This window comes from Candidatus Bartonella washoeensis Sb944nv, assembly GCF_000278135.1.
GTDB lineage: Bacteria > Pseudomonadota > Alphaproteobacteria > Rhizobiales > Rhizobiaceae > Bartonella > Bartonella washoeensis.
Genome location: NZ_JH725023.1, coordinates 470675 through 497668 on the forward strand (window position 1 = coordinate 470675; position 26994 = coordinate 497668).

Genomic DNA, 26994 nt, shown 5'->3' on the forward strand with positions numbered 1-26994 from the left:
ACATCATGTGATTGTGTATGCGCAGAAAAAATTGATTGCAATAAAGGAGATGTGGGCTGTTTTGTTATTGTTTGTGTGTAGATTTCATTGTCAATAATCATTTGGGATAAGTCCATGGAAGATGGCTCATCAATTCGAAATGAAAAAGTTTTTGAGGCAGCTTTGAAAGCTTTAAGAAGACATGCCACAAAGGATGGGGTCTATAATATTCGTCAGCATTTCATAGAGGATAAACAGCGCTTTTCTCATTTTTCCTTAAGACTTGATGATCTTCTTTTCGATTTTTCGAAATGTGGCGTAACATTAAAAACATTACAACTCCTTGATGATTTGGCTGTTGCAGCAGATGTTTTAAACAGGCGTGAGGCAATGTTTTCCGGTAAAGCCATTAATACAACTGAAAAGCGCTCGGTTCTTCATATTGCCTTACGTTCGCCTGCTGACGAAGTTTTCATTTTGGATGGTCATGATGTTGTTCAAGATGTTCAGGATGTTCTTGCTCATATGGAACGATTTTCTGAAATGGTACGCGATGGCAGCTATAAGGGAAGCAGTGGTGAGAAGATAACTGATATTGTGAACATTGGTATTGGTGGTTCAGATCTTGGACCAGCAATGGTCACACATGCTTTAAAACCTTATCATGATGGTCCGCATTGTCATTTTGTTTCTAATGCTGACAGTGCACATATTTCTGATACTCTCGCTGTTTTGAATCCGGCAACAACGTTGTTTGTTATTGCCTCTAAAACTTTTACAACAGCTGAAACAATTGCAAATGCTCAAGTTGCACGTCAATGGGTTCGTTCACATTTAGGGGAAGAAGCTGTTTGCACGCATTTTGTTGCTGTTTCAAGTGCGCTTGATAAAGTGGCAGAATTTGGCATAGATTCTCCAAGAATTTTTAGATTTTGGGATTGGGTTGGAGGGCGTTATTCAATTTGGTCAGCTATTGGTCTTGTTGTTATGTTAGCAATAGGAAGTCGAAATTTTCGCCAATTTCTCAATGGTGCCCAGCATATGGATCAACATTTCAAAACAACACCCTTGCATAAAAATATTCCTATTCGGTTTGCGCTTTTAGGGTTTTGGCATCGTGTTATTTGTGGTTACACGTCACGTGCTGTCATTCCTTATGCACAGCGTTTAGCGCGCTTTCCAGCTTATTTGCAACAACTTGATATGGAATCAAATGGTAAGCAGGTTTCTTTGGATGGCAAATCATTAACTTTTTCAAGTGGTCCAGTTGTTTGGGGTGATTCAGGGACGAATGGGCAACATGCTTTTTTCCAGCTTCTGCATCAAGGAACAGATGTTATTCCTGTGGAATTTATTTTATTTATAAAAGGGCATGAGCAAAATTTACATCCTATGTATGACATGTTGGTAGCAAACTGTTTAGCACAATCAAAGGCTTTGATGAAGGGACGTAGTGTCGAAGATACTCGGCGTATCCTTGCAAAGAGTGGAATCGATGAATATGAGACAGACAATTTAGCCCTTCACAAAAGTTTTCAAGGAAACCGCCCCAGTATTATGCTGGTTCAGGATTTATTGACACCTTTTGCACTCGGTCGTCTCATTGCACTTTATGAGCATCGTATTTTTGTCGAAGGTATTTTGATGAATATTAATTCGTTTGATCAATGGGGGGTTGAGCTTGGCAAAGAATTAGCAAATGAATTGTTACCAATCCTCCGCGGAGAAAACAAAGCGAATAACCGCGATAGTTCAACATTAGGACTGTTAGAACATATTCAGGCAAGACGTACGGAATAAAGATATTTTGATGAATACTCCTTTAATATATTTTGGCGGAGAGAGAGGGATTTGAACCCCCGATAGAGTTACCCCTATGCCGCATTTCGAGTGCGGTGCTTTCAACCACTCAGCCATCTCTCCACATGAAAGCGAAAAAAATTTTACATTGTTTGAGTATATAACGGTAGATAATCTTCAATTGCTTTAAGTACAACCCTTTTTTGCTTTTTTGTGGGACTTTATTGACAGAGAACCGAAATTCGGTCATATATGCTGCCGATACGAGCGTGGAGCAATCTGCGCATATTTGTTTTTGTAGAGTATTTTTATATCTCTTTTAAACTATTACGACTGATAAAAAGCAGCCTATTTTCCCTTAATTGATAAGGCAGAAATCAAATAAGAGCTGGAGTGAACGAAAGGATGAAAAATGTTCGCAGTCATTAAAAGCGGTGGGAAGCAATACCGTGTTGTTGCTAACCAAGTGGTGAAAGTTGAAAAAATTATTGGAAATACCGGTGACGTTATTGAATTTAAAGATGTATTGATTGTTGGGCAAGAAGACAATGCCATTATTGGTACACCTGTTGTTGCCGATGCTTTAGTTACGGCTGAGATTGTAGAGCAGGCACGTGCGCGTAAGGTTATCTCATTTAAGAAGCGCCGTCGTCAAAATTCAAAACGCACGCGTGGTCATCGTCAAGAAATGACAATACTTCGTATTTTAGAAATTTTAATGGGTGGTTTAAAGCCTAAAAAAGCAGCTGCAAAGCCAATTAAACAGGAAGAAGTTGAACTAAAAGAAACAACAAAGGAAACAAAAGCTACTGCTTCTGTTAAGAAAACTGTTAAGGAACCTGCTGAAAAAAAGTCCGCATCGCAGAAGAAAGCGGCTATAGCGTCAAATAGTAAAGAAGATTAAAGGAGAACAACGTCCATGGCACATAAAAAAGCTGGTGGTTCCTCGCGTAATGGTCGCGATTCAGAATCAAAACGTCTTGGCGTTAAAAAATTTGGTGGTGAAGCCGTTATCGCTGGGAATATTATTATTCGCCAACGTGGTACACGTTGGCATCCTGGTAACAATGTCGGTATTGGGAAAGACCATACTCTTTTTGCACTGTCAAACGGAACGGTTTCTTTTCAAAGGAAAGCGAATAACCGTTCATATGTTTCGGTTATTCCTATCGTTGAGGGACAGCAGAGCAAGCCATAATATTCTCTGCAATAAGCCATGATTTCGTGGACTTCGTTTTGAAGTTCCTGAGAAATAACATTAGAAGGAAAGATAGGATGCTATCTTTCCTTTTTTGCGCTCTATGATATAGTGCGAAGTGGAGTAGGTGTGTACAGGAAACTAAAAAATAAAATTGAGGAAATATTTTCTTCAATAATTAAAAGAGTGGTGTTGTCTTTCGTTTCTACTGAAGACATTGATGTGATGAGGGAATGGGTAAATAGTAAGAGGGTGAAAAAATCTACTTTCTCTTTATGGGTGAAAAAAGTGCCAGAAAGTTTATTTGCGGAGAATTGTAGAGAAATTCAATAAGCAAGTATTTGTGCAATCATTTTGCTGAAGATGAGCTAGTTTGTTGGCATCTTTAGTGTTTGTAATGGTTGTTATGTTTTTGAGACAGTGATTGGGTATTGGTTAGGCTCCTATCTGTTGTGAGGGGAAGTTATATGTAAGAGAAGGCTATAACAGCATTGATCAAAGCTGCTTTGAGCAGTGATATCACATTGAAGGATTTCCAGTAAATTTAGAATGAAGTTTTTCTATGAAGGGGATTGAGTTTGAAGATACCGAAATGACCTTGCAATCAGCTACATCAAGATTATTTTTTGATCTATCTGTTAGTGATCTTTATGAAAATAAAGCCCAGTATGAGAATAAAGATTGCTTCAGGGCAACAAAACTTTCAATTTTATAGTCTTATTTGCCAAAGTACTGAGAAATTAAGTTGTGCGTGGTCTTTTTTTGATTTTAGTTATCAAGGATGTTGTTTTTGCAGTTTTTATATATTTTGTGGCTACGCAGACAAAAATTATCGTGCGGTTGCAATATTTATTCTGGAAAGGGAAGTCTACAATGTAGTTAAAGTTTTATTTTGAAGATTTTGTGTGGAGGATATTGAGCTGTGCCGAATCTGAAGGAAGTAGGTTATGTGGAGCAGTTTTTGATTATGAAATGCGTCAGAGAGGGGCAAGAGTGGGTTGCTCAATTGGGGAGAGATAAGTTAAAATGTCGGATTAAGTTGCAGGTGATTGGGGTATTCTGCTTTCTTAATATGAGGGATAATGACAAATTATAGCGAATAACTTGGGATGATGAAAGCACTTTTAAAAGTGATTTTTCAGTGAATTAGACGGGTATTTGTCGTGGTAAAATTAAAGAGTGGGAGTCAGATTTACCTATGATGGCTTTAAGCAACTCAGTGAATAACGATACCTAATTATTTTATGGACTACGTAGAGGTGTTTAAGCACTTCACTTATTTATATTCTTTAAAATAAAGGAAATTTGTGTGGTTTTTTATGCTTTGTATTTGGGAAAATACAGGTTTGAAACGAAATTTATCAGAGACATTCATGATCAAATGTGAGGGTAGTTTAAATTCATGATGAGATGTGAAGAAGCAGAAGCAATGAATGCAGATTTTAACGAGATAGAAATCTTGTCTATAAAATCTGTAAAGCTTTCAGCTGCTTTTGATCATAAAAATGAGGCGATTCAAGCTGCTGCTGAATTACTTGTGCAGGTTGGTGCAGTCAACAAATATTATCTGGCAAGCATGCTAAAACGTGAGGCAATAACGAATACTTGGCTTGGGAATGGTATAGCAATCCCCCATGGAATGTTTGAAAGTCGTGATTTGATTATCAGGGATGCTGTTGCTGTTGTACAGATTCCTGCTGGTGTTGAGTGGCAGGAGGGAAATAAAGCGCGCTTAGTCATCGCCATTGCGGCTCGTCCAGATCGCTATATAGAGATTTGTAAAAAATTGACGCGTCTTCTATTTGATAAGGAGCGGCTTGAAGTCCTTTCAACGACTGCTGACAAACAGCAGATTGTTGCCGCTCTATTTGGTCAGGATACGAAGATGAGAGGAACTTTTATGGGTGACCTTTCGGTGAGTCAGAAATGGACTTTAGATTACCCAAGTGGTCTTCATGCGCGACCAGCTTCTCTTTGGGTTGACTTTGCAAAGAAAGCTCAGAGCTCTATCAGAGTCCGCCATGGTAAGTATACCGTTGAAATGAAAAATTTGGTTGGTTTATTGCAATTAGGGGCAAAAAACGGTGATGTTTTGATTTTTTCAACGGATGCTGCAGAAGGTGCACAACTTCTGAGGGATGCAATTTCTGTCGCAAAGAAAGTGAGCGTAAGTGAAAAATGTGTTATGAGAGAAATGGAAGCTCAAACGAGGGCTTTTCATGGTTGGTATCCACGCTTTGGGAAAAAAGTTATTTCTGGTGTTGGGGCAAGTCCAGGGTTAGCTCTTGGTAAGATTTTTGTTTTAAGGCAGAATGATATTTCCATAATGGACCAGCCAACTGGTTTTGCAACTGGCATGGCATGTCTTGAAAATGCTCTCTCAAAAACAAAACAAAAAATGGCATCAGTTATTGCTGATATTACTGCACGTATGGGGGTAGCTTCTGCTGCAATTTTTTCTGCACAAATAGTTTTGCTTGAGGATGAAAATCTGATAGCTCAAGCTTGTCGTTTTATAGCGGAAGGACATGGTGTAGCTTGGTCTTGGGACAGAGCAGTTCGGCAGTTTGCAGATATGTTTTCTAAGGTAGATGATCCTCTTTTGGCGGAGCGTTCGGCTAATTTAGTTGATGTTGGTCGTCGTGTTTTGGGTGAGATTAATCCATCTTATAGATCATTCTTTTTAAATGATATTCCGCACGATGTTATTCTTATCACGGATGATTTGTCTCCCTCTGATATAGCTCAGCTTGATTGTACAAAAGTGCGTGGGTTGGTAACGGCATGGGGTGGTCCGATGTCCCATACAGCTATTTTAGCGCGCACACTTGGCATTCCAATGGTTGTTGCTGCCGGTTCTGATGTTTTAGCTGTCGAGAATAATATTCAGTCTATCATTGATGGTGATAATGGTTTTATTTATCTTGATCCCGCTCTTGTAGATGTTGAAGATGCTCAAAAACAGATAAGTATTTTGATGCAAAAGCGTGACAATGAGATACGTGTATGTGCATTGCCTGTAAAAACGACAGATGGTCAAAGGATACGTATCATGGCTAATGTCAATTACGCAAATCAGGTTCCTGTTGCATTTGATTTAGGGGCTGAAGGTGTTGGACTCATGCGTACAGAATTTTTGTTTTTAGATAGTCCACACATTCCAGATGAAGAGGCACAATTTGATGTATATCGAACGATGATTGCGGCTGTGGGAGATAGGCCATTAATTATTCGTGCACTCGATATTGGTGGGGATAAACAGGTTACACATTTACATTTATCTAAAGAAGATAATCCATTTTTAGGCGTTCGAGGAACACGGCTTTTGTTACGTCGGCGTGATCTTTTAGTTCCCCAGTTGCGTGCTCTATATCGAGCAGCAAAAGAGGGGGGTGATCTATGGATTCTGTTTCCAATGGTCATGTCTGTTTCAGAGATTTTTTCTATGAAAAAGATTGCAGAAGAAATTCAGAATGATATTGGTGCACCAAAATTAAAATTTGGTATTATGATTGAAGTTCCAGCGGCTGCCATTATGGCAGATGTGTTGAGTGCCTATGTTGATTTTTTCTCGATTGGAACCAACGATTTGACTCAGTATACAATGGCTGTTGATCGACAAAATCCTTATCTTGTATCTGAAGCTGATAGTCTTGATCCAGCAGTTTTGCGCATGATTCACCGAACTATTCAGGGGGCAGAAAAACATAACTGTTGGGTTAGCGTGTGTGGTGGTATGGCTGGAGATCCTTTTGCTGCGATGATTTTGACTGGATTGGGGATTAATGAACTTTCTATGATATCCTGTGATATTCCTTCAGTAAAAGCATGTTTGCAGGCGCATAGTTTTGAAGATATGAAAATTTTAGCAAAAAAAGCATTGCAGTGTGAAACTGGGCAGGCTGTACGTGCTCTGAGCAATGATATAAGCTGATGAAGAACTTTAAGAGGGAAGAGCTAGGCAATCCTGCAATTTGCTAAGCAATCACATTATAAATATTTTGTTAGAAAGAAGTTTATTATCTTTGTGAGGCATGTTTTAGTTTTGAGAATCAAGGGGTTAAGATAGACGTTTATCCTGCTAATACTGGAGACAATCAATGGTAACGGTTGTGGTCGTGATGCTTCAATTATTTGATTTTTTAAGAAATATGCGCAGTATGTTGATGCAAAAAGAGTGTTGTTCATGAGTGAGATGGTGTATGAATGAACACTAAAATTGCTGATTGATGACAACCGATTCTTACATTTTAGAGGACTATCCACGGAAAAAATTTTTTCTTAAAAAGAGAGGATGTATTTGTTATTTAACAAATATCATATCTTCTTTTGATAAATGAAGTTGTGTTTTGAATTTTGAGTATAGAGTTTAGACTTGCACGTTATTTCTTTCTGGGTATAGTGCAAGCCTCTGGAGAGGTGGCCGAGTGGTTGAAGGCGCACGCCTGGAACGCGTGTATATGGGAAACCATATCGAGGGTTCGAATCCCTCTCTCTCCGCCATTTATCAATGTAATTAATAGGTTATGAATAAGTTGTAGCTTTTTGTGGAGCTTGTCGGCGGGTTTTGTGAAATTTATTACGAGTTTTTGTACTAATTCATTTTTTTCAAGGAATTTTAAAGGGGTTTCCAGGGTTTTTCAAAGGTCATTTAAAGCTCCTTTAATGATTCTTTTTAAAAATCACAATTTGTGATGATTAGATCTTTAGCGGGAGTCACATTATTTAAGCAACATGTATAAGATGTGGTGGACTCTTTTAATGTACATTAACTGAATTTTTCGGATCTCTGGTACATCATTTAAAGACAGAAGAAACTTCTCTTTTAATTTTATAAAGGGCATAGCTATTGTCTGATAATTCTCCTATTTAAACAAAACCTTTCCGTATGAATCCTCAACGCTGAAATAAGGGAGATTAAAGTAAAACAAAACGTTTGACTAATCATAGTCAAGAATAAAGTCAGACTATTTTAAATGTTTAATGATAACATCTGCTAAACGGCTTTACATACTCTTTCTTCATAATCAGTAATTATACCGATAATTGTTGATAGGAGTATTTTTGAGTTGATGATCCTTAATATTTCTTGAGCATCTTCTAAATTATCAATACTATATTTTAATTTTGTAACAATGATGAATGGTTTGCGTTCTCTTTGAGTTACTTGCTTAAAAAGCAATGCATGGTAACTTAAATACACAACGTATCTATCATTTATTCAACTAACTCCAACTCAATATATATGATAGATAGCTGACTTAAAGGATATTATTCGGATCAATTCCTAGCTGGTAAAAAACTGGATGTTTTCGGTCAACACTTTGCGTAAAACAATTTTAATGCACCCAAGTTGACGTTTGTGTGCTTCGGTCACCATGGCTTTAACAAATGCTTTTGCTTAAATGCTATGGCACAGCCAATAAGTTTTCTGTTGAAGGTTCCAACCCGCCAATTGGACAGTGAAGATCTAATACAACGAGGGGTTAGATTGAGCGCTAAAGGAGAAAAGTTGTTCAAATATTTCTCAAATCCGCGTCTTAATAACGCGTGAGTTTCCCACACTTCGTTTGCTTTAGTACACCGAAAGGTAGCGGAGGTAACCATAGATGCAGAATTATCTTGCATACATGTAGAGTTCACTTCGATATAAAATCTTCAAACTCCCCTGCACTTCATATTGCTTTATCAATTCAATCAGTTGCCGCAAATATTCTTCCCCATGGCTCGCAATGGCGCGTTGCGCTTGAGTTGAGGAGTAACTCATTCCAATAAAGGCTTCGGATGAGATTGTCATCGTCCAATTGTGCGTATGGAAAGCAATCTTTTCTGGATTGACCCCAAAGCCATCACTCATTTCCTGTAAAAAATCAAAATTACGATAATAACGCGAATAGTTAGGGCTCATTTTCTCTAACAATGTTTCATAAGCGTCTAGAAATTTGCTATGCTTAAAATCACGATTGTTTTGCATGACTGCCATTACACCATTGGTTCGAAGTTGATCTGAAACAGAGCAAAGCAGCTTAGGGCGATCCATCCATTGAAACGCCTGTGCCACAACAACAAGATCAAGCTTGCCGATTTTAGGCAATAGGCTTTCGGCTCGGCCTTTATACCACTGCACAGTAGGAAACTTTCTTTGTCCCTGCTTAATCATGTCTGTCGATATATCGATAGCATGATATTGGTGTTCCTTTCCAAGAAGTTTGACAATTCCCTCTAATGCAATGCCGGTTCCAGCTCCTACATCCACGATGGATAAATGTTTTTTGTTCTTAAAAGGCAGTAGCATGGTTTTCAATAAAGTGAGGGGGTAACGTGGACGATAGCGATCATAATCATCAGCTAATCCGTCAAATTTTTCACTTTGCGGTTGAAGGTTTTGTGTCATAAGAATCCCCCCTATAATTGTTGGCATACATAATTGAGAAGCCATCCTTTGTCCAGTATGTTAACCATAAATTTCGAGGGAGGCTGAATGGGAACTGTTCTTTTACACCTTCGGTCTTTCCTTCTATAAGATTGATGCTGAAATTTTCCTCTTCTTTAAATAATGCTTTAAATTATGTGTTTTGGAGCTCAATTGTGATCATGCCAAGATCTCATGCATTCCGATAAAAAATTCGTCCAAATTCTGGTGTGATTACCGCTTTGATGCTTTTAGTCAGATTGAACTTACAGCTTGCTCTCGGGAACTGCCAATACCGAATACTCCATTGCAAAAATGAGATCACCCATTTGTACTGTATCAGAAAATCCAGATTAAAAATTTTCAAAAATGTGAGGAGTTAAATGCGCTGAGTTTGTGTACATGTGCTTATATATAGCGGGATCATATCGTTTGTAGAGACATATCCAGCTATATGGCGGACTCTGAGATTTTTTAAAGCTATGCTAGCTCTATCAAAGCTGGAATTTACTCTAGTAATACTTTTTTTGTGGCGATGATAGGTAACGATAAATAATGGTGGTATCAGGATTGCCCATAAAACCTCTGAAACCAAATTGATTCATGTGTTTGTTGGTAATTGTACGAACAGTTGATGAAAAGATCTAGCCAACGTAGCACAAATATTACACGGAAACCAAGTTCATCAACACATCCACTATGTCGTAACACCAAGATCACAAGGAATATATTTAAAAAGATTATATTCAATTCCTCGTGGAATGCAGAGCGTGCATAGAGATTCAACGAACTATTCCTGCATGAAGAATGGCAACTTTAAAGGGCTTTTTTTAATGACAGGGCGTTTTTAGAACTGTGGAGTAGCGCAACCATAGGCTCAATGTCTTGCATACAAATTATTATTCTACGTTTTGGATTAAGAGTTTCAATATTACTGAACAGCTATGGATTTGGTTTAGTGGTAAAAACATATATTTGGTTCTAAGTTCAAAACCTCAACTTGATAAACTATATGCTGTGTTTAAAGAGAGTTTTTTATCCACTCTCTGGGCCATTCAATTGCTTTATACAAGAAAAGTATTTTCTCATAATACAGGAGATTATGTTCGATTATTTATGCTTTTCAAGATCCATATGAATAACTGTGTCAGTCTCATCTTCATTGGAATAAGAGTTTCTGCGATGGCGCAAGGTTTGTACAATTTCCTCTTTTAAAACCGCATCTGCTTCGCTTAAACGGTGAATACTTAGTTCCAATTCAAGGGATAGAGCCAAATCCACACACAATTTAAGCTGTTCTGCAATATCAAAACCGCGTTGATAGTCGTCATAAAGACCAACAAGCGTATCAGATAATTCCTTATCGGGTAAGGGGGTCATGCTAATTCCTCCACATTACGGTTTTTTATGCATCTTTGAGTATGTTTAAGCATCAATTTACTGCAATTACCACAAGCTGCCATGTGCGCCAACATTATGGTTTTAGCAATTTGGCACAAAATACCAGCTTTTAGACCAGTGTCAGTAAGAAACTTTATTGCTTCATGGTCTTTAATCTTCCAATCGTGAATAATTGTAGAGATTATGGTGTTTGAGGTACATCATAAAACGGTTGTTAATTTGCGCGTAAGAGGAGCCATTTTGATGATGAAACAAACACCCTAAGCTCTCATTATTTTCAATCAAAGCTCAATCAATACCATGGGTATTAACGCAAGCATTGCTTGTAAATATTCATCCTCTAAAGAAGGGGTGATACTTTCATGTTTTGGGGAAAACCAATTTATCTTATCCATTTCATATTGAATTTTTAGACATTGATAAACTTTTTATCTTATACAATGAGAAAACTCTGCCAAATGTTTTTGACACTCGATGATGGTATTTGGTAAGTTTCTGCGATCTGTGCCAAGGACATGTTCCGATAGTGTAGATCGGCAAAATGCTATGGTAATCCGGTTCTTATGTGATTGTCATAAATTTCGCTCTTGCTTAAATAGATGCTGTAACGTCCATTTTTGTGGGGTCATAGTGTAATAATCGCCTATATTAATGGGCAGTAGCAAGAGGTATAATGCAATAGTTGTAGTGTTTCAGCGCAATATTTGCATTATTATGTAATTTGGCAAAAAAAGAAATTGAACCCAAAACAGAACAAGCAAAGCGGTTACGTTTGATACGAGAAAGCTTAGAGCTTAATCGGGATCAGATAGCTATCCGTTTAGGTATTAATAAAGCAATTTATGACCATGCTGAAAGAGGGACCACCTTTCCCAATGTAGAGTTTTTGACTGCTTTATCACAGCAATTAAAGGTTAACCTAGCTTGGCTTGTAACTGGCAATGGTGAAATGTTTACGGACATGACAAAGGCGAAAGCTTCTGGTTTTAAACCACAAGCTATCCCTGCTGGGCTGATGAAAAAGCTTGGGCATTTGGTTTATACAACCTATAATGATGCAAAAATAACACTTCCTCCTGAAGATGTAGCGGAATGTGCAGCAAGGCTTTATGGAAAGCTGCAAGAGCTTGTTCAAAACATCAATGATATAGAAGAAGTCGAAGCAGCTTTTCCTCTTTTGAAATTGCATTTAAAACGTCAAATTGATGCTGAAAGAGCACATCTAGCAACCACACAAGAGACGGACTAACAGTGCTATGAAATAAAAATCCAGTTAAAAAATAACGCGTTATCATGTATTTGTCTCTCATTATTTCTTTTACCGCTGAGTACAAAACTTCATGTTAAACTGTGCCATTTTGTGTTGATTTTGGAGTGATTTTTTGGGCACGTCCAGAAGCAGAGCTTAAAACTGAGCTAGCAGAACGTTTCCGTGAAGTGCGTCGCATTCTTGGTTTCACGGAACGTAAGCAGTTTGCTGAACATCTTGGTGTGACTGCTGGTTCCATAGGAACTTATGAAACTGGTATAAGTGAACCTACCGCTTCTGTTCTCTCGAAGTACCAAGAAATTTGTGGTATTTCATTGGACTGGCTTGTAACTGGCAATGGTGAAATGTTTACGGACATGACAAAGGCGAAAGCTTCTGGTTTTAAACCGCAAGCTATTCCTGCTAGGCTGATGAAAAAACTTGGGCATTTGGTTTATACGACCTATTATGATGCAAAAATAACACTTCCTCCTGAAGACGTAGCGGAATGTGCAGCAAGGCTTTATGGAAAGTTGCAGGAACTTATTCAAAATCTTAATGATATCGAAGAAGTCGAAGCAACTTTACCGCTTTTAAAATTGCATTTGAAACGGCACATAGAAGCTGAAAAAGCACAGTGTACAACCACACAAGATATGGATTAGAAGTCCTTTAAAATAAAAAAAAGCAGTATGTTACTAAAATTCCTCTCTGACTTCACTGTTTCCTGTAGAGTAAAAAACCTAATATCAAACGACATTCCTTGGATTCACTTAATTTATTTTTCCGCATCTTTTTATCGTTTTGAGATGCCCGAAAAAATTTACACAATGCACACAATGGTTCATAGAGATGCTATATATGCATTAGGTATCAGATGAAATCCAACTGTAAATATTTTGGTCGTGAAAAATTCCATTTAAATATTCAGCTTGTCTCAGTGTTCCTTCAAGTACAAAGCCGCACCGCTTTGCAACGGCATTACTTTTAGGGTTAGCGACAGAGCATTTGATAACAAACCGCTTGATAATACGAAGTGAGGAGTAATGCTCAACGAGAGCTTTTATCGCTCGTGTAATAACACCATTTCCTTGAGCTCTTCTATCAAGCCAATATCCAATATATCCGGTTTTATTTCCACTGTCGATGCTGTTGAAAGAAAGCAAACCGATCGGATTTTCATTAAATAAAATAACATACGTTTTTTCTTCGTCTTTTTGATGCGCGAGAAAACAGGAATCTAAAAAGTTGGCTGTATCGTTTTCATCGGTAACAAAACGTGGCCATGCCATAAATGCACTGAAGTATTCTCTGTTGAAGTCGATGGCTTCATAGAGTGCAGAGGCAAACTTTCTTGATGGTGTTTCTAACCGGATATTGTCGTCTACGTAGAGATATTCTTCTTTGTGTAATAAATCTCTGGAGATGTTAGCCAAAATAGAGGAGGGCATTCTAGCAGTGAGTAAACTTCCTTTTAGCCAAACATACACTGGTGGCTTTCTGCATGTCCATTTGTTAGTAGCTTGCATGTCATCGGGATGACAGCCTCTTATCAAAAAAATTTGATCTGCTTTCAAATTATAATAAACTTGCGGATGTAGGAAATTAGTGAGAATCTTTTCATTCTGATTTGGTTTTTTATCAAAAGTATCTTCCCATATTAGGGAATGATTTCTGTTATGCGTGAAACGGGTTTGGGTGATGCATAAATCGCTTTGTATTGCTTGGGCATTATCGTAGGATTTATAGTTATCAACTCTTTCCACGGCATAGCTATTTTTTTCGCCCAGGCAGTAATCTAGCTCGAAAATAAGCTTCCATCTTTCAGAGAGATTTGGATTATATTTGCTTAACATATCATAAATGCTACAGAAGAGGATTTCTGGATTACAAATCTCAAGCTCGGAATCAAACAAAAAAGAACCAACAGGAAAATTGCTGTTGAATTCAAGATATCCCGAAGGTGGCATATGCTCAACGAGAAAAGGAAGCCAGTCATTCAGGGTTTCCATAATTTTTTTAGGATTTTTCAGATAAGAGCTAACATTAAGATGAAAGCCTTTTAGATAAAGATGCTCTGATCTGGAGAACAAAGGCAAAATATCTCTAATATATTCTTCTTTGCTTACTCCAAATCGGGAGTATTTATCCTCACGGTATAAATGGGAGAGACTAATGCCCACGCCATAGCGTTTACTTTTACTGGCGGCTAATGTACCCAGTTTGCAAAGTTCGTTAACACTATCCACATGAATGCTTGCGTTTTTTTCTAACGCAAAAGACAGATCTTTAGTGGTTTTGAATGGGGCACTTAAAATGATGAGTTTGTCAGAAAATCCTATAGCTGAGGCAAGCCAAAATTCGTCAGCAGAGAAGACTTTTACGCTCAACCCTTCTTCTGCTAAGAGTCTACAAAAAAATCCAAATGCGCAAGATTGAAGAGGAATAGCAATGTTAGCATTAGTAAAATACTTCTTCTTCGCTAATATCAGCATTTTTGCTTTTTTAGAGCATTGTCGGCATCAAAAAGAAAAAAGGGCAAATCAATGTGGTCTGGACGACCAGTAATTTCTTTCGCGGACTGAATAATATGTTCTGGAATTCTCTTTTGTGCCATAATAGAATGCTTTTTCTCCTTTTTACACGCTGCGTTTAGTGAATGATTTGTACGTAGTTAGAAGCATTTATAAAATATGCTTTACAGTGTATAACCTAGCACGGCATATAAACGCATTGGCATTTCTGATAGAGAGAACTCTTGCCTCTAAAAACAGGCATGAGGTGCTTTCATACAAAAAATGCAAGCATCTGACACTTGATGAATGCACAAATTACCGATCTAAGGAAAATCCCCCCTCTTTTAAAGCAGGGTAACCATTATTGTAAAAGAATTCAATACTTTTCTTATCTCTTAGCTTCTATAGCAATATAAGGAGCTGTATCCAATAGAGCAGTTGAGTATTTGTATGATACCAATAAACTTAATATGCTTCTTTTGGTATTGTATGATTCTGTTTTATCCGTGAAAGATCCAGATAGTTTATACTTTTTGATTGGGGGTGTTTGAGATGATCATTTTCTTGCTGAAATTTGTCATAAATTTTTTCAAGATAAATTAATGAAAAAGTGGCATTTATCTGATGATGACAAAGTTACACATAAAATAGAGTATAGCTAGTAGTGGAAAGGTGGTTAAGATGATACATTTTTTAGGAAGAAAGGAAATGATACCTAACACCAATCCTGAAAATATTCTTTTGCTAAAAGAGAGGGTAAAGATAACACCAAAAAGATAACAGATTTGTTTTTTTCTTAGCTATAAAAACAGGCCTTTTATTTCTATCGGCACAGTGCAAATAAATTTGTAGATTAACGACAATATTTATGAGCCATAGTTTGATTTCCATAGCTCACAAAATAAAGCACTACACATAAAGGCGAAAAAACACCAGCGGGAGTGCACAGTATTCTTCTATTTTGTATAAAAATATAAGATTGCATACTGTAATGGTTGTGTATGAAAAGCACTCAATTTTTAAAATTCTATACCCTTACTTTTCTTTGCATTCCTTAACTTAAAAAAGAGAAACAAAAAAACAAGAAGTCTTGCATGATATAAAAAATATGATGCCTATAGCAGAAGCAAAAATAGGGAATTTTATATTCGAGTGTTTTGATAAAATAACTGATAGTTATGAATAAAGCTCCAATGGTAAACAATAATTTTGATTATCATAATCAAAATTATAAAATTTCATGGAGGTATGCTCAAAATAGAGCCTACTATTATTATATATTTCAGTGTTTATGAGAAATAAATTTCTTCTCACAATAAAAAATATTTTTATACTCTTGCCATTTTGCTCATGCGCTTTATCTGAAAGGTGGAATGCCTCTTTAAGGAGCCATTTTTATTATGGATGGATCGCGATATGTTTGAATGGAGATTATACAATAGTTTTAAGGTTGGGTTTTTGCTTTATTTTTTAGCTGAAATCCTTCTAGCTAAAAGGGTTTGGGGGCTTTTCTAAATTAAATATCTTTTCAGAGATTGTAGGGTGATGCTGTGATGAAAATCGCTAGCACGATGGGGTGTTTTTTATCTTTATGTATTGGTTTTCGGGAGGGGCGCAAACAGGGTTTTGCCGTGAGGTTTTTGCGCGTTGTAATAATATTCAACTCTGTTGGAGGAGGTTCTTTATGAAAAAATTATATTCAACACAAAATTGGGCTAAAGCTGTGTCCTTAGGAACGGCAATGGCAGCACTGTTATCAAGTGTTTCTCCTGTTTTTGCTGCGAATCTTGCAATAACAGGACAGTCTGTTTTGAGCACGAATGGTACTGATGTTTCTTATTCATATGGTAGCCATGGCAGTATTGTCTTTGCTGGTGATGATGATTTCTGTGGTGCCGATAATGTTAAAGATCGCGGCGGCAAACAAAGGGGGGGGACAGAAATAACTGCGGAGGAACAATATAGGAGATTTATAGAAGATACAAGATTTTATGGTCGTAATCCTTATGGCACAACGACTGAAAAGGTTACTTGGGCTGGTGATGGGGCAACAACCAAAAGTGGTGGCTATATGGGAGCTGCCATTACTGGTGGTATTGCTAGTGCTATGCCTGAGGCTTATGGTGTTTATTCTTTTGTAACGGGTTGTGGATCGTCTGCAACGGGGAATTATTCAACAGCATTTGGTGCAGGAGCGACCACAAAGGCTGGTGGAGCACAAGCTTTTGGTGTTTCTGCGCTTGCAGCTGGAAAAGCAAGTGTTGCTATGGGTGTGGGATCAGAAGCGAGGGAGGAATCTACCGTTGCTATTGGTGGACTTGCAAGTGCATTAGGTAAAAATAGCGTTGCTGTAGGAACTAGAACAAAAGCAGAAAAAAATTATGCTATTGCTATAGGTTCAGAGGCAGAAGCTCAAAGTTCAGGTGCTATTGCAATAGGGAGCAGGGATTCTGACAGAACTCCAGAAGTTAATCCTAACAGAAAAGTGATAGCTGAGGGGGAAAATTCGATTGCTATAGGTACGCATACCTATGCTAAAGCAGAAGATTCTGTTGCTATTGGTGCAAATGCACAAGTAACGGTTTATGATGGTGTTGCTATAGGTGGGGGCTCCCTCTCTGATAGAGAAAAGGGGACTGTTGGTTATGATCCTTATTTAAATACTAACTCGACAGAAGATGGTATAGCATGGAAAAGCACTACAGGTGCTTTTAGTGTTGGGGAAGTTGGTGGTCGTGGTAATGGTAGGTTAACACGGCAGATTACAGGAGTTGCAGCGGGAAGTGAAGATACCGATGCAGTCAATGTTGCACAGCTTAAAGCTATGAGAGATGTCATAGCAGGAGGAGGAGGTTGGGAAATTTCTGTTAACGATGCAGATTCTGCAGATGTTAATGCAGGCAATACAGTAGATTTTTCAGTGAAAAATGACAACGGAGTGGGAAAAGATAACTTAAAGATTGAAAAGGAAAAGGGAGAGAATAAGCATACAGTCAAATTTGCTTTGAGTGATAATCTTAAACTAACGAGTGTCACCACAGGGCGGAGTTCTATGAGTGACGATGGCTTTATATTCACTAATGGAGCAAAAATAACTGTAGACGGTATTGATGCTGGCAATGCAAAGATTACAGGAGTGATGTCAGGGACTCAAGATAGCGATGCAGTGAATTATAAACAGTTGAAAGCTGTACAAGAAGCGACAAAAACGAGCTGGCAGCTTGCTGTCAATGGTGGAGATGCTATATCCATTGGACCGAATGGTATGGTAAATTTGCAACAAGCCAATAGCAATAACATTAAGATCGTAAAAGACAATAACCACAATGTAACATTTGATTTAAACAAATTGATTCAAGTGAATACAATAAAAGTAGGAGACGAAGTTACTATAACTGATAATGGCTTAGTGATTAAACGTGGTCCAAGTATAACATATGGCGGTATTGATGCTGGAGATAAAGAGATTAAAAGAGTGGCAGAAGGTGTTTTAGGCACGGATGCAGTTAATCTTAATCAGTTGAAAGAAGTAGAAGAGAAAATACAAGAAGTAGCAGAAAATAGTCTTGTTCAATGGAATGAAGATGAGAAGCTGATTACCATTGGTGCCAAAAAAGATGGTAGGATAATTAATGTTAAAAATAATGAAGGCGGTGGGCGGGTTATTACTGGTGTTGTAGATGGGGAGGTTAATGAGAATTCAGCTGATGCAATAAATGGTTCTCAACTTCATTCTATGGGTAGCAAAATTGCAAAACAATTTGGTGGTGGTGCTTCATTCGAGAATGGTGTCTTTACAGGACCAGAATATGAATTAACTACTATTGAAGAAGATGGTACAGTAAGTATCAAGAATTATCCTAATGTTGGTTCAGCTTTGGATGTAGTTAATAAAAATGTCTTTGCGGTTGATCATAAAATAACCGTTGGGTTTCTTGAGATTGCTGATTATTTTGGTGGTGGCGCTAAGTATGAGAAAGGTGAATGGCAAGCTCCTACTTTCAAGGTTTCTCAGCGTAATACAAATGGTACTATTGTTGAGAAGAAATACAATAACGTTGCTGATGCTTTTGGTGGCGTCGATAATTCTATCACTGATATTTATAATCAGATTAATGATATAACAGGACATAGCCTTGTTAAATGGGATGAAGGGCAGAAACTTATCACCATCGGTAAGGAAAAAGCTGGTACGAAAATTAATATTACAGGCAGTGATGGAGATCGTACAATTTCCGGCGTGAAAGCAGCAGTTAATGATGATGAAGCTGTTAATAAAAAGCAGCTCGATGACACTGTTACAAATATTACTAACAACATTAACAAGGCAAATGCTTTTGCAGTTCTCTACGACAAGAATGATGATAATTCTGTCAATTATAACAGCGTGACTTTGGGCGGTGATAAAAATACAGGGCCAGTTGCTTTGCTTAATGTCAAAGATGGCAAAATTGCTGAAAACTCGCATGATGCCATCAATGGTAGCCAAATTAATAAAATATCTGGAGATGTGGCAAAATATTTTGGTGGAGGTGCTTCATTCGAAAATGGGGTCTTTAGAAAACCGAGATATAATTTAACTACTATTGATGAAAATAGTCAGGAAAAACAGCAAGAATATAATGATGTTGGTTCAGCTTTGACAGGGCTTGATACGAATATCAGGCATGTTAATCAGCATTTAATCCATGCAATGAATGACGTTGCTACTTATTTTGGTGGTGGCGCGGGATATGATGGAGCTGGTGATTGGAGGCCTCCTACTTTTCAGGTTATTCAATTCAAGAATGATGGTACTTCCTCTAAGCAACCTTATTCAAATGTTGCTAATGCTTTTGAAGGTGTGAATAATTCTTTTAGTGTGCTTCATAATCAAATCTCTAATATCACGGAAAATAGTCTTGTGAAGCAAGAAGGAGAGGATGGTCTTATTACTGTTGGTAAAGCAACAGGTGGTAATAAAATCAGCATTGCAAACAAATCGGGTGAGGCTCGTACAATTTCCGATTTAAAAGATGGAACAATTTCTAAAACATCAACCGATGCAGTAAATGGTTCACAACTCTTTACTACTAATCAGACTGTTTCTAATCTGATTAGTACTTTAAATGATGTGCATACCAATATATCGAAATATTTTGGTGGCAGTACAGATGTACTTTCAGGTATAGAGCCAGCCTTTCTTATTCAGGATAAGGCATATAATAATGTTACAGATGCTTTTACTGGTGTGAATATTTCTATTACAAATCTTGATAATAAGATTTCTGAAATAAAACAGAATAACCTTGTGCAACAAGAGGGAGGGGCATCAGGGATTATCACCATTGGTAAGAAAACAGCTGGTACTGAAATTAGTATTGCAGGTGTTGGTGGCGCGCATCGGACAATTTCTGGTGTGAAAGCAGCAGAGAAAGGTGATGAAGCGGTTAATAAAGACCAACTTGATAAAAGTATAGAAAAGATTTCTAAAGATATTGATTTTGCAAGTGCTTCAGCGGTTCTTTACGATAAAAATTCTGATGGTTCTGTTAATTATAGTAGCGTGACCTTGGGGGGTAAGGAAAATGCCGGACCAGTTGCTCTTCTTAATGTTAAAGATGGCAAAATTGCTGAAAACTCGCATGATGCCATCAATGGCAGCCAAATTAATAAAATATCTGGAGATGTGGCAAAATATTTTGGTGGAGGTGCTTCATTCGAAAATGGTGCCTTTAAAGGACCCAAATATAATTTATCTGTTATTGTTGAAGATGGTCAGGTAGCAAAGGCTAATTATTATGATGTTGGTTCTGCTTTAACAGGGCTTGATGCAAATGTCAAAAGTGTGAATACTCGTATAACAAATGTAGCCAATGACTTTAGTCAGAAAATTGATGGTCTCTCTAAAGATTCTTTGTTGTGGAGTGAAGAAGAACAGGCGTTTGTTGCACTTCATGGGCCAAAAGATGGGAAGACAAAGAGTAAGCTTAAATTCCTTTTGGATGGAGATATTGCAGTTAATTCAACTGATGCGATAACGGGTAACCAACTCTATCTCATGAGTAACCAGCTTGCTGCGTATTTTGGTGGTGGTGCTGGCTATAAGGATGGCAAATGGACTGCTCCTAATTTCAAGATTTCTGAATTTAATGCTAATGGCAAGGTTGTTGAGAAAAACTACAATAATGTTGCTGAAGCTTTTGGTGGCGTTAATGGCAGTATGGTAAACATAAATAACCGTATTGATGAGATTAAAAACCAAGTTGATTCAGATGCTTTAAAGTGGAATAAGGAAAAAGGAGCCTATGATGCTAGCCATGGCGGTCAACCAAGTAAGATTATCAATGTTGCTGATGGTAGAATTGCAAAAGATTCGAAAGAAGCAGTAAATGGTGGACAGCTTTGGCAGACCAATGAGCGTATCACAGGTGTTGAAAAAGATATTAAGCATATCGAAAATAGGGTTGATAATATTTCAAATACGATTGAAGATATTGGTGATACAGTTATCAATATTGAAAACAAAGTCGATAATATTGAAAATACGGTTGGTGAACTTGTAGATGGAGTTGTTCTCTATGATAGAGATCAGAATGGCAAAAAAACCAACAAAGTCACTCTAAAAGGGGGGAATGAAAGTGAACCTGTATTAATTGACAATGTTGCTGATGGTCGTATTGAGAAGGGTTCAAAAGAAGCCGTAAATGGTGGTCAGTTGCATGATTACACCCAAGAACAGATGAAGATCGTTCTTGATCAATCAAAGCACTACACCGATCAACGGGTAAACAATATCGTTATCGATGCTATTGATGATGCCGTTGATCGGGCTCACCAATATACAGATATGAAGTTTAATATTTTAAGTTATGATATTAAGAACGTACGTAAAGAGGCAAGGCAAGCAGCAGCCGTTGGTTTAGCTGTATCGAACCTACGTTACTTCGACGACCCAGGATCTTTGAGTATCTCATTTGGTAGTGGCGCGTGGCGTGGACAATCCGCATTTGCTCTTGGTGCTGGTTATACGTCTGAAAATGGAAAAATCCGCTCTAATTTATCTGCAACGAGTGCTGGTGGTCATTGGGGAGTAGGTGGTGCCATAACTCTGAAAATAAAATAATACGAAAAGCTGAAATTTTCGCCCTTGTCTGATGAGGCAAGGGCGAAATTTTTATAGATAAAAAATATTATCCTTAAACTATGAATTTCACAAAAGCATATTCCATAATTTTTCTAATAAAAAGTACACGCAAAAATTCATTGGTTTATAATTTTTATTATCATAATTAAGAAAGTAAATTTTTTTATTTCTATTTAAGATAAATTTCTGTATCTAATGAAATATTATTAATATCTCATTATGGTATAATAAATTACATTTATTTGATAAGGTATAGAATATTTATTAGTATTTTTTATTTATATTTATAAATAGATAATTATTTAGATAATTATTAAAATTTTTTTATAATATAATTTTCCAAAACATAAAATGAATGCTATTTATTTAAAAACCGTGAATTTCATATCTTATGGTAATACTAAAATATACTCTTTTTATATTTCTTGAACATTCTTCCTCATTGTTAATTACACGAACTTCATTGTAAAAAGAAAACACTACCTGAAATTAGAAAAAATCAAAATTCCTTTAACAAAACTGCTGCTCAATACAATGGCGGTTTTATCAGAATCTTAAATAATATTTTTCTATCACGATAATCTTAAATGTTTAATAATTAGAGTAAATCCTCTTAACACTAAAATATATCTTTTTGATGTTTTGAATATATTTTTTTCTTACTTGAAGAATTTATTATGAAAAAATTCTATGCCACAAGTGTGCAAAATGACGTGAAGTGTTTTTCTTAACCATTTTCTCTGAGGAGGGCGGCGTTGGTTGCAATGGTTGTATTTTTTCAAATATTTCTTCTGTAAATGATGATGTTAGCGTGAATATTGGAGATGTGCAACTCGGTGCTGTCACAGTAAATGGAAGAGATCAGCCCAATGAAGTTTTGATGTCTGTAAGTGAGCAAGCAACGGTATCGGATAATAATCTAATGACATCGGGTGTCAATGTGATGAATGTTGATATGACAGCAAGTACTGAAGGTCTACAGGCGAATAATGTATCTGATATCTTGTGTAATGATTCAACTGCGGCACTGCTGGGCAGTGCCAGACTGCAACGTGATGTATCGGGAACTAATGTTATGTTTGGTAATAATATAGAAAAAACCTCAGACATCCCTGGTGGGAATGATAATGTTGCTGATGCTTTTGAACACGTAAGTATTTTCTTTGTGGATCTTCATAAAGAAATTAACAATGTAGTGAGCGATAATCTTGTTAAGCAAGATGAAAAAACGAAACTTATTAAGATTGGTGCGGAAAAAGATGGTACTGAAGTAAGTGTTTTGAAAAAGGAAAACAAGGCTCGGTTACTTTTTGGAGTAATGGCTGGAGCCTTTTCAGAAAATTCAATGCAAGCAGTGAATAGGTCGCAGCTTTATTTTCTGAGCAATCAGTTAGCTGCGCAGTTTGGAAGTGGTGTTGGCTATAAGGATGGAGGGTGGAGTATTTCTACTTCAAAGTAACGCAATTCAAGAACGATGGTAGCTCTGGTGAGAAAAAGAATTATAAAGACGTTGCGAGTGCTTTCGATAGTATAAGTGATAGCACGTCGAGTATCAACGATCCTATTAGTAAGATTGCCAACAATATCAATACCAATAATTTAAATTGGAATGAAGAGAAAGGAGCCTATGACGCTAGTTATAACGGTCAAGTCAGTAAGATTACGAATGTAGCGAATGAAAAAGTTGAAAAAAGCTCAAAAGAAAGCGGTTACTGGTCGGCAATTGCGTGATTATACTCAAGAACAGATGAAGATTGTTTCGAACAATACCAAAAGGTATACGGATGAATGGATAAATAATATAATAGTAATAATTCTGCTGATCAAGCTCATCAATATACTGATATGAAGTTTAAAGTGTTGAGTTATAATATTGCAGGGGTATGTACGTAAACAGGTAAGATAAGCTGCTAATATTGGTTTGGTGATATCTAATTTGCGTTACAGTGATGCACCTAGAAAATGAAGTTTTGGATTTGGTGCTGGTTTATGGCGTAGCCAACCTGCCCTTGCTTTTGGTGCTGGTTATACGTTTAGAAATGGAAACATTCGCTCTAACTTATCTATACCCAGTGTTGGAGGTTACAGGGGAGGAGGGGTAGGATTCACTATGACACTAGATGAAAAAACGATAAAATATTTCAATTAAATTTCCATTTACCTTTATTTTATACAATATTTTATACGAGGGTGAAAATTTTATATAGAAAAAATTTTTCAAATAAAAAATTACACAATGCTTAAATAAAATGTAATTTAAATAAATTTATACAAAAAAGTATTTAATTCTTTGTATTAAAGATTTTTCAAACGCACATTAAAATTGCATTTTTTTTCTTGCTATTTTGTCAATATGTTTTATATTTAAAGGTTATATCAATAAATAAGATTCATTATGGTAATAAATAAAAGACATTCTTCTTATGAGGGGAGAAGAAACGAATTTAAAAAAAACAAAAGAATCACATACCAATACGTAACTTTCATTCACACTCTTCTACGTATCCTAGATCGTTAGTGTAAAAACCCTTTATATCAAAACGACATACCCTGCCATTTTTCTCCTCAAAGACATCTACGATATAAAAAACAATCACAGGCCGCAAACAAAGTAAATTTACGTAAACCAATAAATAAAAACTGAAGATATAGATAGCGCTAAAATGTGTCTTTTTTATGTCTTTTCCTGTTCGGAGAGTTTATTATGAAAAAATTCTATGCCACACGAGCCACGAGTAATTTGAATTATTCTCGTTTTCTTTATTCACCATCTTTGGTGAGAGAGGTTTCGTTGGTTGCTGTGGTTGCATTTTTGTCGAATTTTTCTCCTGCAAATGCTGGTGTAAGTGGAGACACGGGGAATGGACAACCCAATAATGTTAAGACAAATGAGCAAGTTCAATCTGTTGGTGTTTTTGCACCTGTATCTTTAGATGAACAAGCAATGGCATCTGTTCCAGTGAGTGCTGGTGTGATGAGCGTGGATGTAACGGCCGGCGCTGAAGGTTTGCAAGCCAATGAGATGAGTGGAGGAGCGCATTCTGTTGAAATTTTTGCGCCTTCAATTGAACAAGCAGCGGTATTAGAGCCATTGCATGCTGGTATGACAATAAGGAATGGACGACCTAATAGTAGTGTTACGGCAGATGAACAAGCACAATCATTTGAAGTTTTTGCACTTATCGGTGAGCAACCTGCATCAGATAATCATTCAACACAATTTTTGACAAGAGCGATGCCAAATGTGCTTCCAATAACTGAAGAAGATTATGGTGAAAGCCATCCTCTTAGTTCAGGCTATAACTCCCAGGCAATAGGGAATAGTGCTATTGCGATGGGGCCATGGGCACAGACAAAGGATATTGATAATATTGCTATAGGTAAAATGGCTCATGCTTCCGGTAAGAGTGCTATTGCAATAGGTTCAGAATATCATAAGGAGAATGGAGATGATTATACAACGGCTAAGGGTGACTATACGACAGCAGTAGGTGCTATTTCTAAGGCACTAGACTATGGTGCAACTGCTTTAGGTCATCGTGCATATGCGTATAACAATAGAAGTATTTCTATTGGCTTTTATTCAAGAGCATATAATTACGGTAGTATTGCTTTAGGCTCTCAGGCTGAAGCGAAGGTTGACGGAGGTGTTGCCATAGGAAAGGGATCTGTGGCTAGTATTCCAGGTAATATTGCAGGTTATGATCCGATTACTGGGAAAAATACAACACAAACAAATGTGATATGGAAGTCCTCACCTGATTTTGGTGCAGTTAGTGTTGGTGTTATAACAGGTGATGCTAAGGACTGGAAAACACGACAAATTACCGGGATAGCAGCTGGAACTCTAGATACAGATGCAGTTAATGTTGCGCAGTTAAAAGCGTTAAGAGCTTTCGCGGCACAAGGTTGGAAGCTTTCCGTTGGTGGGGCTAATGCTACAGATGTTAGCATAGGTGGGACAGTAGATTTAGCTGCTGGCAGTACAAATCTGAAAATTACAAAAGGCGAAAAAGACAACAATATAAAATTTGATCTGGCTAAGGATATTACACTGGATCGTGCAAAAGTTGGTGGAAATACCTTAGATGCAACAGGTTTAGTTATTACGAGTGGTCCGAAAATAACGACTGCTGGCATTGATGCTGGAAATAAAGAGATAAAAAACATTAAGGCTGGAGAACTCTCTGCAAATTCGCAACAAGCAGTGACTGGGTCTCAGCTTTATGCAACCAATAATAATGTAACCCAAAATACGAATAAGATTACTGAAGCCAATACTAAAATTACTAAGAATACTGCTGATATAACCACAGCTAACAGTAATATATCTTCTCTTGATAAGAATATATCAACCTATTTTGGTGGTGGTGCAAATGTTCTTCAAGGTAAAGGACCCACTTATAAAATTCAGGATCAACAATATAATGATGTTGGCTCTGCTTTCGAAGGTGTAAATAGTTCTTTCACAAATGTTAACAATAAAATTACAGAGGTGAAGAAAAATCTCCTTGTTAAGCAAGAGGAAGAAACGAAATTGCTCAGCAGTGATGAAGTTAGCAAAAAGGGAACGGGTGTGATCACCATTGGTAAGGAAACTGGTGGCATTGAAATCAGTGTGTTGAATCAAGATAAGTTTACTCGGACCATTTCTGGTTTGAGCGGTGGGAAGCTTACTGAAAATTCAAACGAAGCCGTGAATGGTAGTCAGATGTATGTACTGGGTAACAAGATAGCTACGTATTTGGGGGGGGGTGCTGATTTTGGCTATGGAAACTGGAGCGATCCAGCTTTTAAGATTAAAACAATTAAAGATGATGGCAGTGAAGGCGAAGAAAGCTATATGAATATTGCAGCTGCGTTTGAGGGTGTTGGCACTTCTTTCACGAATATTAAAAATGAGCTTAAAAAAGAGATTAACAATGTTGTGAGTGATAGTCTTGTTAAGCAGGATAAAGAGACTGAACCTATTACTATTGGTGAGGGAACTGATGGTAATGAAATCAGTATTTTGAATCAAGAGAAGAATAGTCGGACAATTTCTGGTCTAAAAGCAGGGACACTTGCGGATACTTCAACAGAAGCAGTAAATGGTGCACAGCTTTATACCCTAGGTGATAAGGTTGCGAAGACTTTAGGTGGTGGCGCTAGCTATGAGAATGGCACTTGGGTTACTCCTACATTCACGGTTAAGAACTTCAATTCTGAGGGCAGCGTTTCTGAAACGACCTATGATGATGTAGCATCTGCGTTTACCGGTGTGGGTAATTCATTTGAGAAAGTTAAAGATTCATTCAAGAATATTAAGAATGA

14 protein-coding genes, 2 tRNA genes and 2 pseudogenes are annotated in these 26994 nt (G+C 37.2%); 12 read left to right on the forward strand and 6 right to left on the reverse strand.

Translation table 11 applies throughout. The annotated features are described in order from the left end of the window. Positions 1–114: 114 nt before the first annotated feature. A complete protein-coding gene (gene pgi / locus MCQ_RS04555) occupies positions 115–1779 on the forward strand; it encodes a glucose-6-phosphate isomerase (protein ID WP_006923826.1) in 1665 nt (554 codons plus the stop codon). A gap of 33 nt (positions 1780–1812) precedes the next feature. Here the strand turns inward: pgi and MCQ_RS04560 are convergent. Then, a tRNA-Ser gene (locus MCQ_RS04560) sits at positions 1813–1902 on the reverse strand. 289 nt (positions 1903–2191) lie between these two features. Between MCQ_RS04560 and rplU the strand changes: the two genes are divergently transcribed. From rplU to MCQ_RS04585, 4 genes are all read left to right on the forward strand, one after another. After that, positions 2192–2683, forward strand: a complete 492-nt coding sequence (gene rplU / locus MCQ_RS04565; protein ID WP_006923829.1) for a 50S ribosomal protein L21 — start codon at positions 2192–2194, stop codon at positions 2681–2683. A 15-nt stretch (positions 2684–2698) separates the two neighbouring features. Beyond that, positions 2699–2977 carry a 50S ribosomal protein L27 gene (gene rpmA, locus MCQ_RS04570; RefSeq protein ID WP_006923830.1) on the forward strand — a complete coding sequence of 93 codons (279 nt, stop codon included), beginning with the start codon at positions 2699–2701 and terminating at the stop codon, positions 2975–2977. Between the two features lie 1402 nt (positions 2978–4379). Further along, on the forward strand, positions 4380–6911 hold the full coding sequence (gene ptsP / locus MCQ_RS04580; protein ID WP_006923831.1) for a phosphoenolpyruvate--protein phosphotransferase: 2532 nt from the start codon (positions 4380–4382) through the stop codon (positions 6909–6911). A 479-nt stretch (positions 6912–7390) separates the two neighbouring features. Further along, a tRNA-Ser gene (locus MCQ_RS04585) sits at positions 7391–7480 on the forward strand. A gap of 1114 nt (positions 7481–8594) precedes the next feature. On the opposite strand, the gene MCQ_RS04590 is transcribed toward MCQ_RS04585, so the two are convergent. The 3 genes from MCQ_RS04590 to MCQ_RS09915 form a co-directional block, all read right to left on the reverse strand. Beyond that, positions 8595–9371: a class I SAM-dependent methyltransferase gene (locus tag MCQ_RS04590; protein ID WP_181461087.1), complete on the reverse strand. Its 777-nt coding sequence runs from the start codon at positions 9369–9371 to the stop codon at positions 8595–8597. 1128 nt (positions 9372–10499) lie between these two features. After that, positions 10500–10769: a hypothetical protein gene (locus MCQ_RS04595; RefSeq protein WP_006923835.1), complete on the reverse strand. Its 270-nt coding sequence runs from the start codon at positions 10767–10769 to the stop codon at positions 10500–10502. Further along, positions 10766–10975, reverse strand: coding sequence for a hypothetical protein (locus tag MCQ_RS09915; RefSeq protein ID WP_108702503.1), 210 nt, complete (start codon positions 10973–10975; stop codon positions 10766–10768). The genes MCQ_RS04595 and MCQ_RS09915 overlap by 4 nt, the downstream gene beginning before the upstream one ends. A gap of 536 nt (positions 10976–11511) precedes the next feature. Between MCQ_RS09915 and MCQ_RS04600 the strand changes: the two genes are divergently transcribed. Both MCQ_RS04600 and MCQ_RS04605 read left to right on the forward strand, forming a co-directional pair. Next, complete coding sequence (locus MCQ_RS04600; RefSeq protein WP_006923836.1) at positions 11512–12039, forward strand: helix-turn-helix domain-containing protein; 528 nt, start codon at positions 11512–11514, stop codon at positions 12037–12039. Between the two features lie 101 nt (positions 12040–12140). Continuing rightward, a complete protein-coding gene (locus MCQ_RS04605; protein WP_006923837.1) occupies positions 12141–12704 on the forward strand; it encodes a helix-turn-helix domain-containing protein in 564 nt (187 codons plus the stop codon). 201 nt (positions 12705–12905) lie between these two features. Here the strand turns inward: MCQ_RS04605 and rimL are convergent, their stop codons facing one another. Further along, positions 12906–14534 carry a 50S ribosomal protein L7/L12-serine acetyltransferase gene (gene rimL, locus MCQ_RS04610; RefSeq protein WP_006923838.1) on the reverse strand — a complete coding sequence of 543 codons (1629 nt, stop codon included), beginning with the start codon at positions 14532–14534 and terminating at the stop codon, positions 12906–12908. Next, the gene (locus MCQ_RS09800; RefSeq protein ID WP_006923839.1) at positions 14528–14656 is read right to left on the reverse strand and encodes a hypothetical protein; all 129 of its coding nucleotides are present in this window, start codon (positions 14654–14656) and stop codon (positions 14528–14530) included. Before MCQ_RS09800 ends, rimL begins: the two co-directional genes overlap by 7 nt. A gap of 1583 nt (positions 14657–16239) precedes the next feature. Between MCQ_RS09800 and MCQ_RS04615 the strand changes: the two genes are divergently transcribed. The 5 genes and pseudogenes from MCQ_RS04615 to MCQ_RS04630 form a co-directional block, all read left to right on the forward strand. Then, the gene (locus tag MCQ_RS04615) at positions 16240–21660 is read left to right on the forward strand and encodes a Vomp family autotransporter (RefSeq protein WP_006923840.1); all 5421 of its coding nucleotides are present in this window, start codon (positions 16240–16242) and stop codon (positions 21658–21660) included. 739 nt (positions 21661–22399) lie between these two features. Continuing rightward, complete coding sequence (locus tag MCQ_RS04620) at positions 22400–23140, forward strand: hypothetical protein (protein WP_006923841.1); 741 nt, start codon at positions 22400–22402, stop codon at positions 23138–23140. After that, entirely contained in the window at positions 23116–23412 is a 297-nt protein-coding gene (locus MCQ_RS04625; RefSeq protein WP_006923842.1) for a hypothetical protein, read from the forward strand. Before MCQ_RS04620 ends, MCQ_RS04625 begins: the two co-directional genes overlap by 25 nt. A 295-nt stretch (positions 23413–23707) precedes the next feature. After that, a pseudogene (locus tag MCQ_RS09920) lies at positions 23708–23830 on the forward strand (hypothetical protein); the annotation flags it as partial. A 555-nt stretch (positions 23831–24385) separates the two neighbouring features. Beyond that, positions 24386–26994, forward strand: a pseudogene (locus MCQ_RS04630) (hypothetical protein); the annotation flags it as partial.

Bases quoted from the DNA above. Each gene is read 5' to 3' on its own strand.
- MCQ_RS04590 (WP_181461087.1), bottom strand. From the start codon at position 9,371: ATGACACAAAACCTTCAACCGCAAAGTGAAAAATTTGACGGATTAGCT.
- MCQ_RS04595 (WP_006923835.1), bottom strand. From the start codon at position 10,769: ATGACCCCCTTACCCGATAAGGAATTATCTGATACGCTTGTTGGTCTT.
- ptsP (WP_006923831.1), top strand. From the start codon at position 4,380: ATGATGAGATGTGAAGAAGCAGAAGCAATGAATGCAGATTTTAACGAG.
- rimL (WP_006923838.1), bottom strand. From the start codon at position 14,534: ATGCTGATATTAGCGAAGAAGAAGTATTTTACTAATGCTAACATTGCT.
- MCQ_RS04615 (WP_006923840.1), top strand. From the start codon at position 16,240: ATGAAAAAATTATATTCAACACAAAATTGGGCTAAAGCTGTGTCCTTA.
- pgi (WP_006923826.1), top strand. From the start codon at position 115: ATGGAAGATGGCTCATCAATTCGAAATGAAAAAGTTTTTGAGGCAGCT.
- rplU (WP_006923829.1), top strand. From the start codon at position 2,192: ATGTTCGCAGTCATTAAAAGCGGTGGGAAGCAATACCGTGTTGTTGCT.
- rpmA (WP_006923830.1), top strand. From the start codon at position 2,699: ATGGCACATAAAAAAGCTGGTGGTTCCTCGCGTAATGGTCGCGATTCA.
- MCQ_RS09800 (WP_006923839.1), bottom strand. From the start codon at position 14,656: ATGGCACAAAAGAGAATTCCAGAACATATTATTCAGTCCGCGAAAGAA.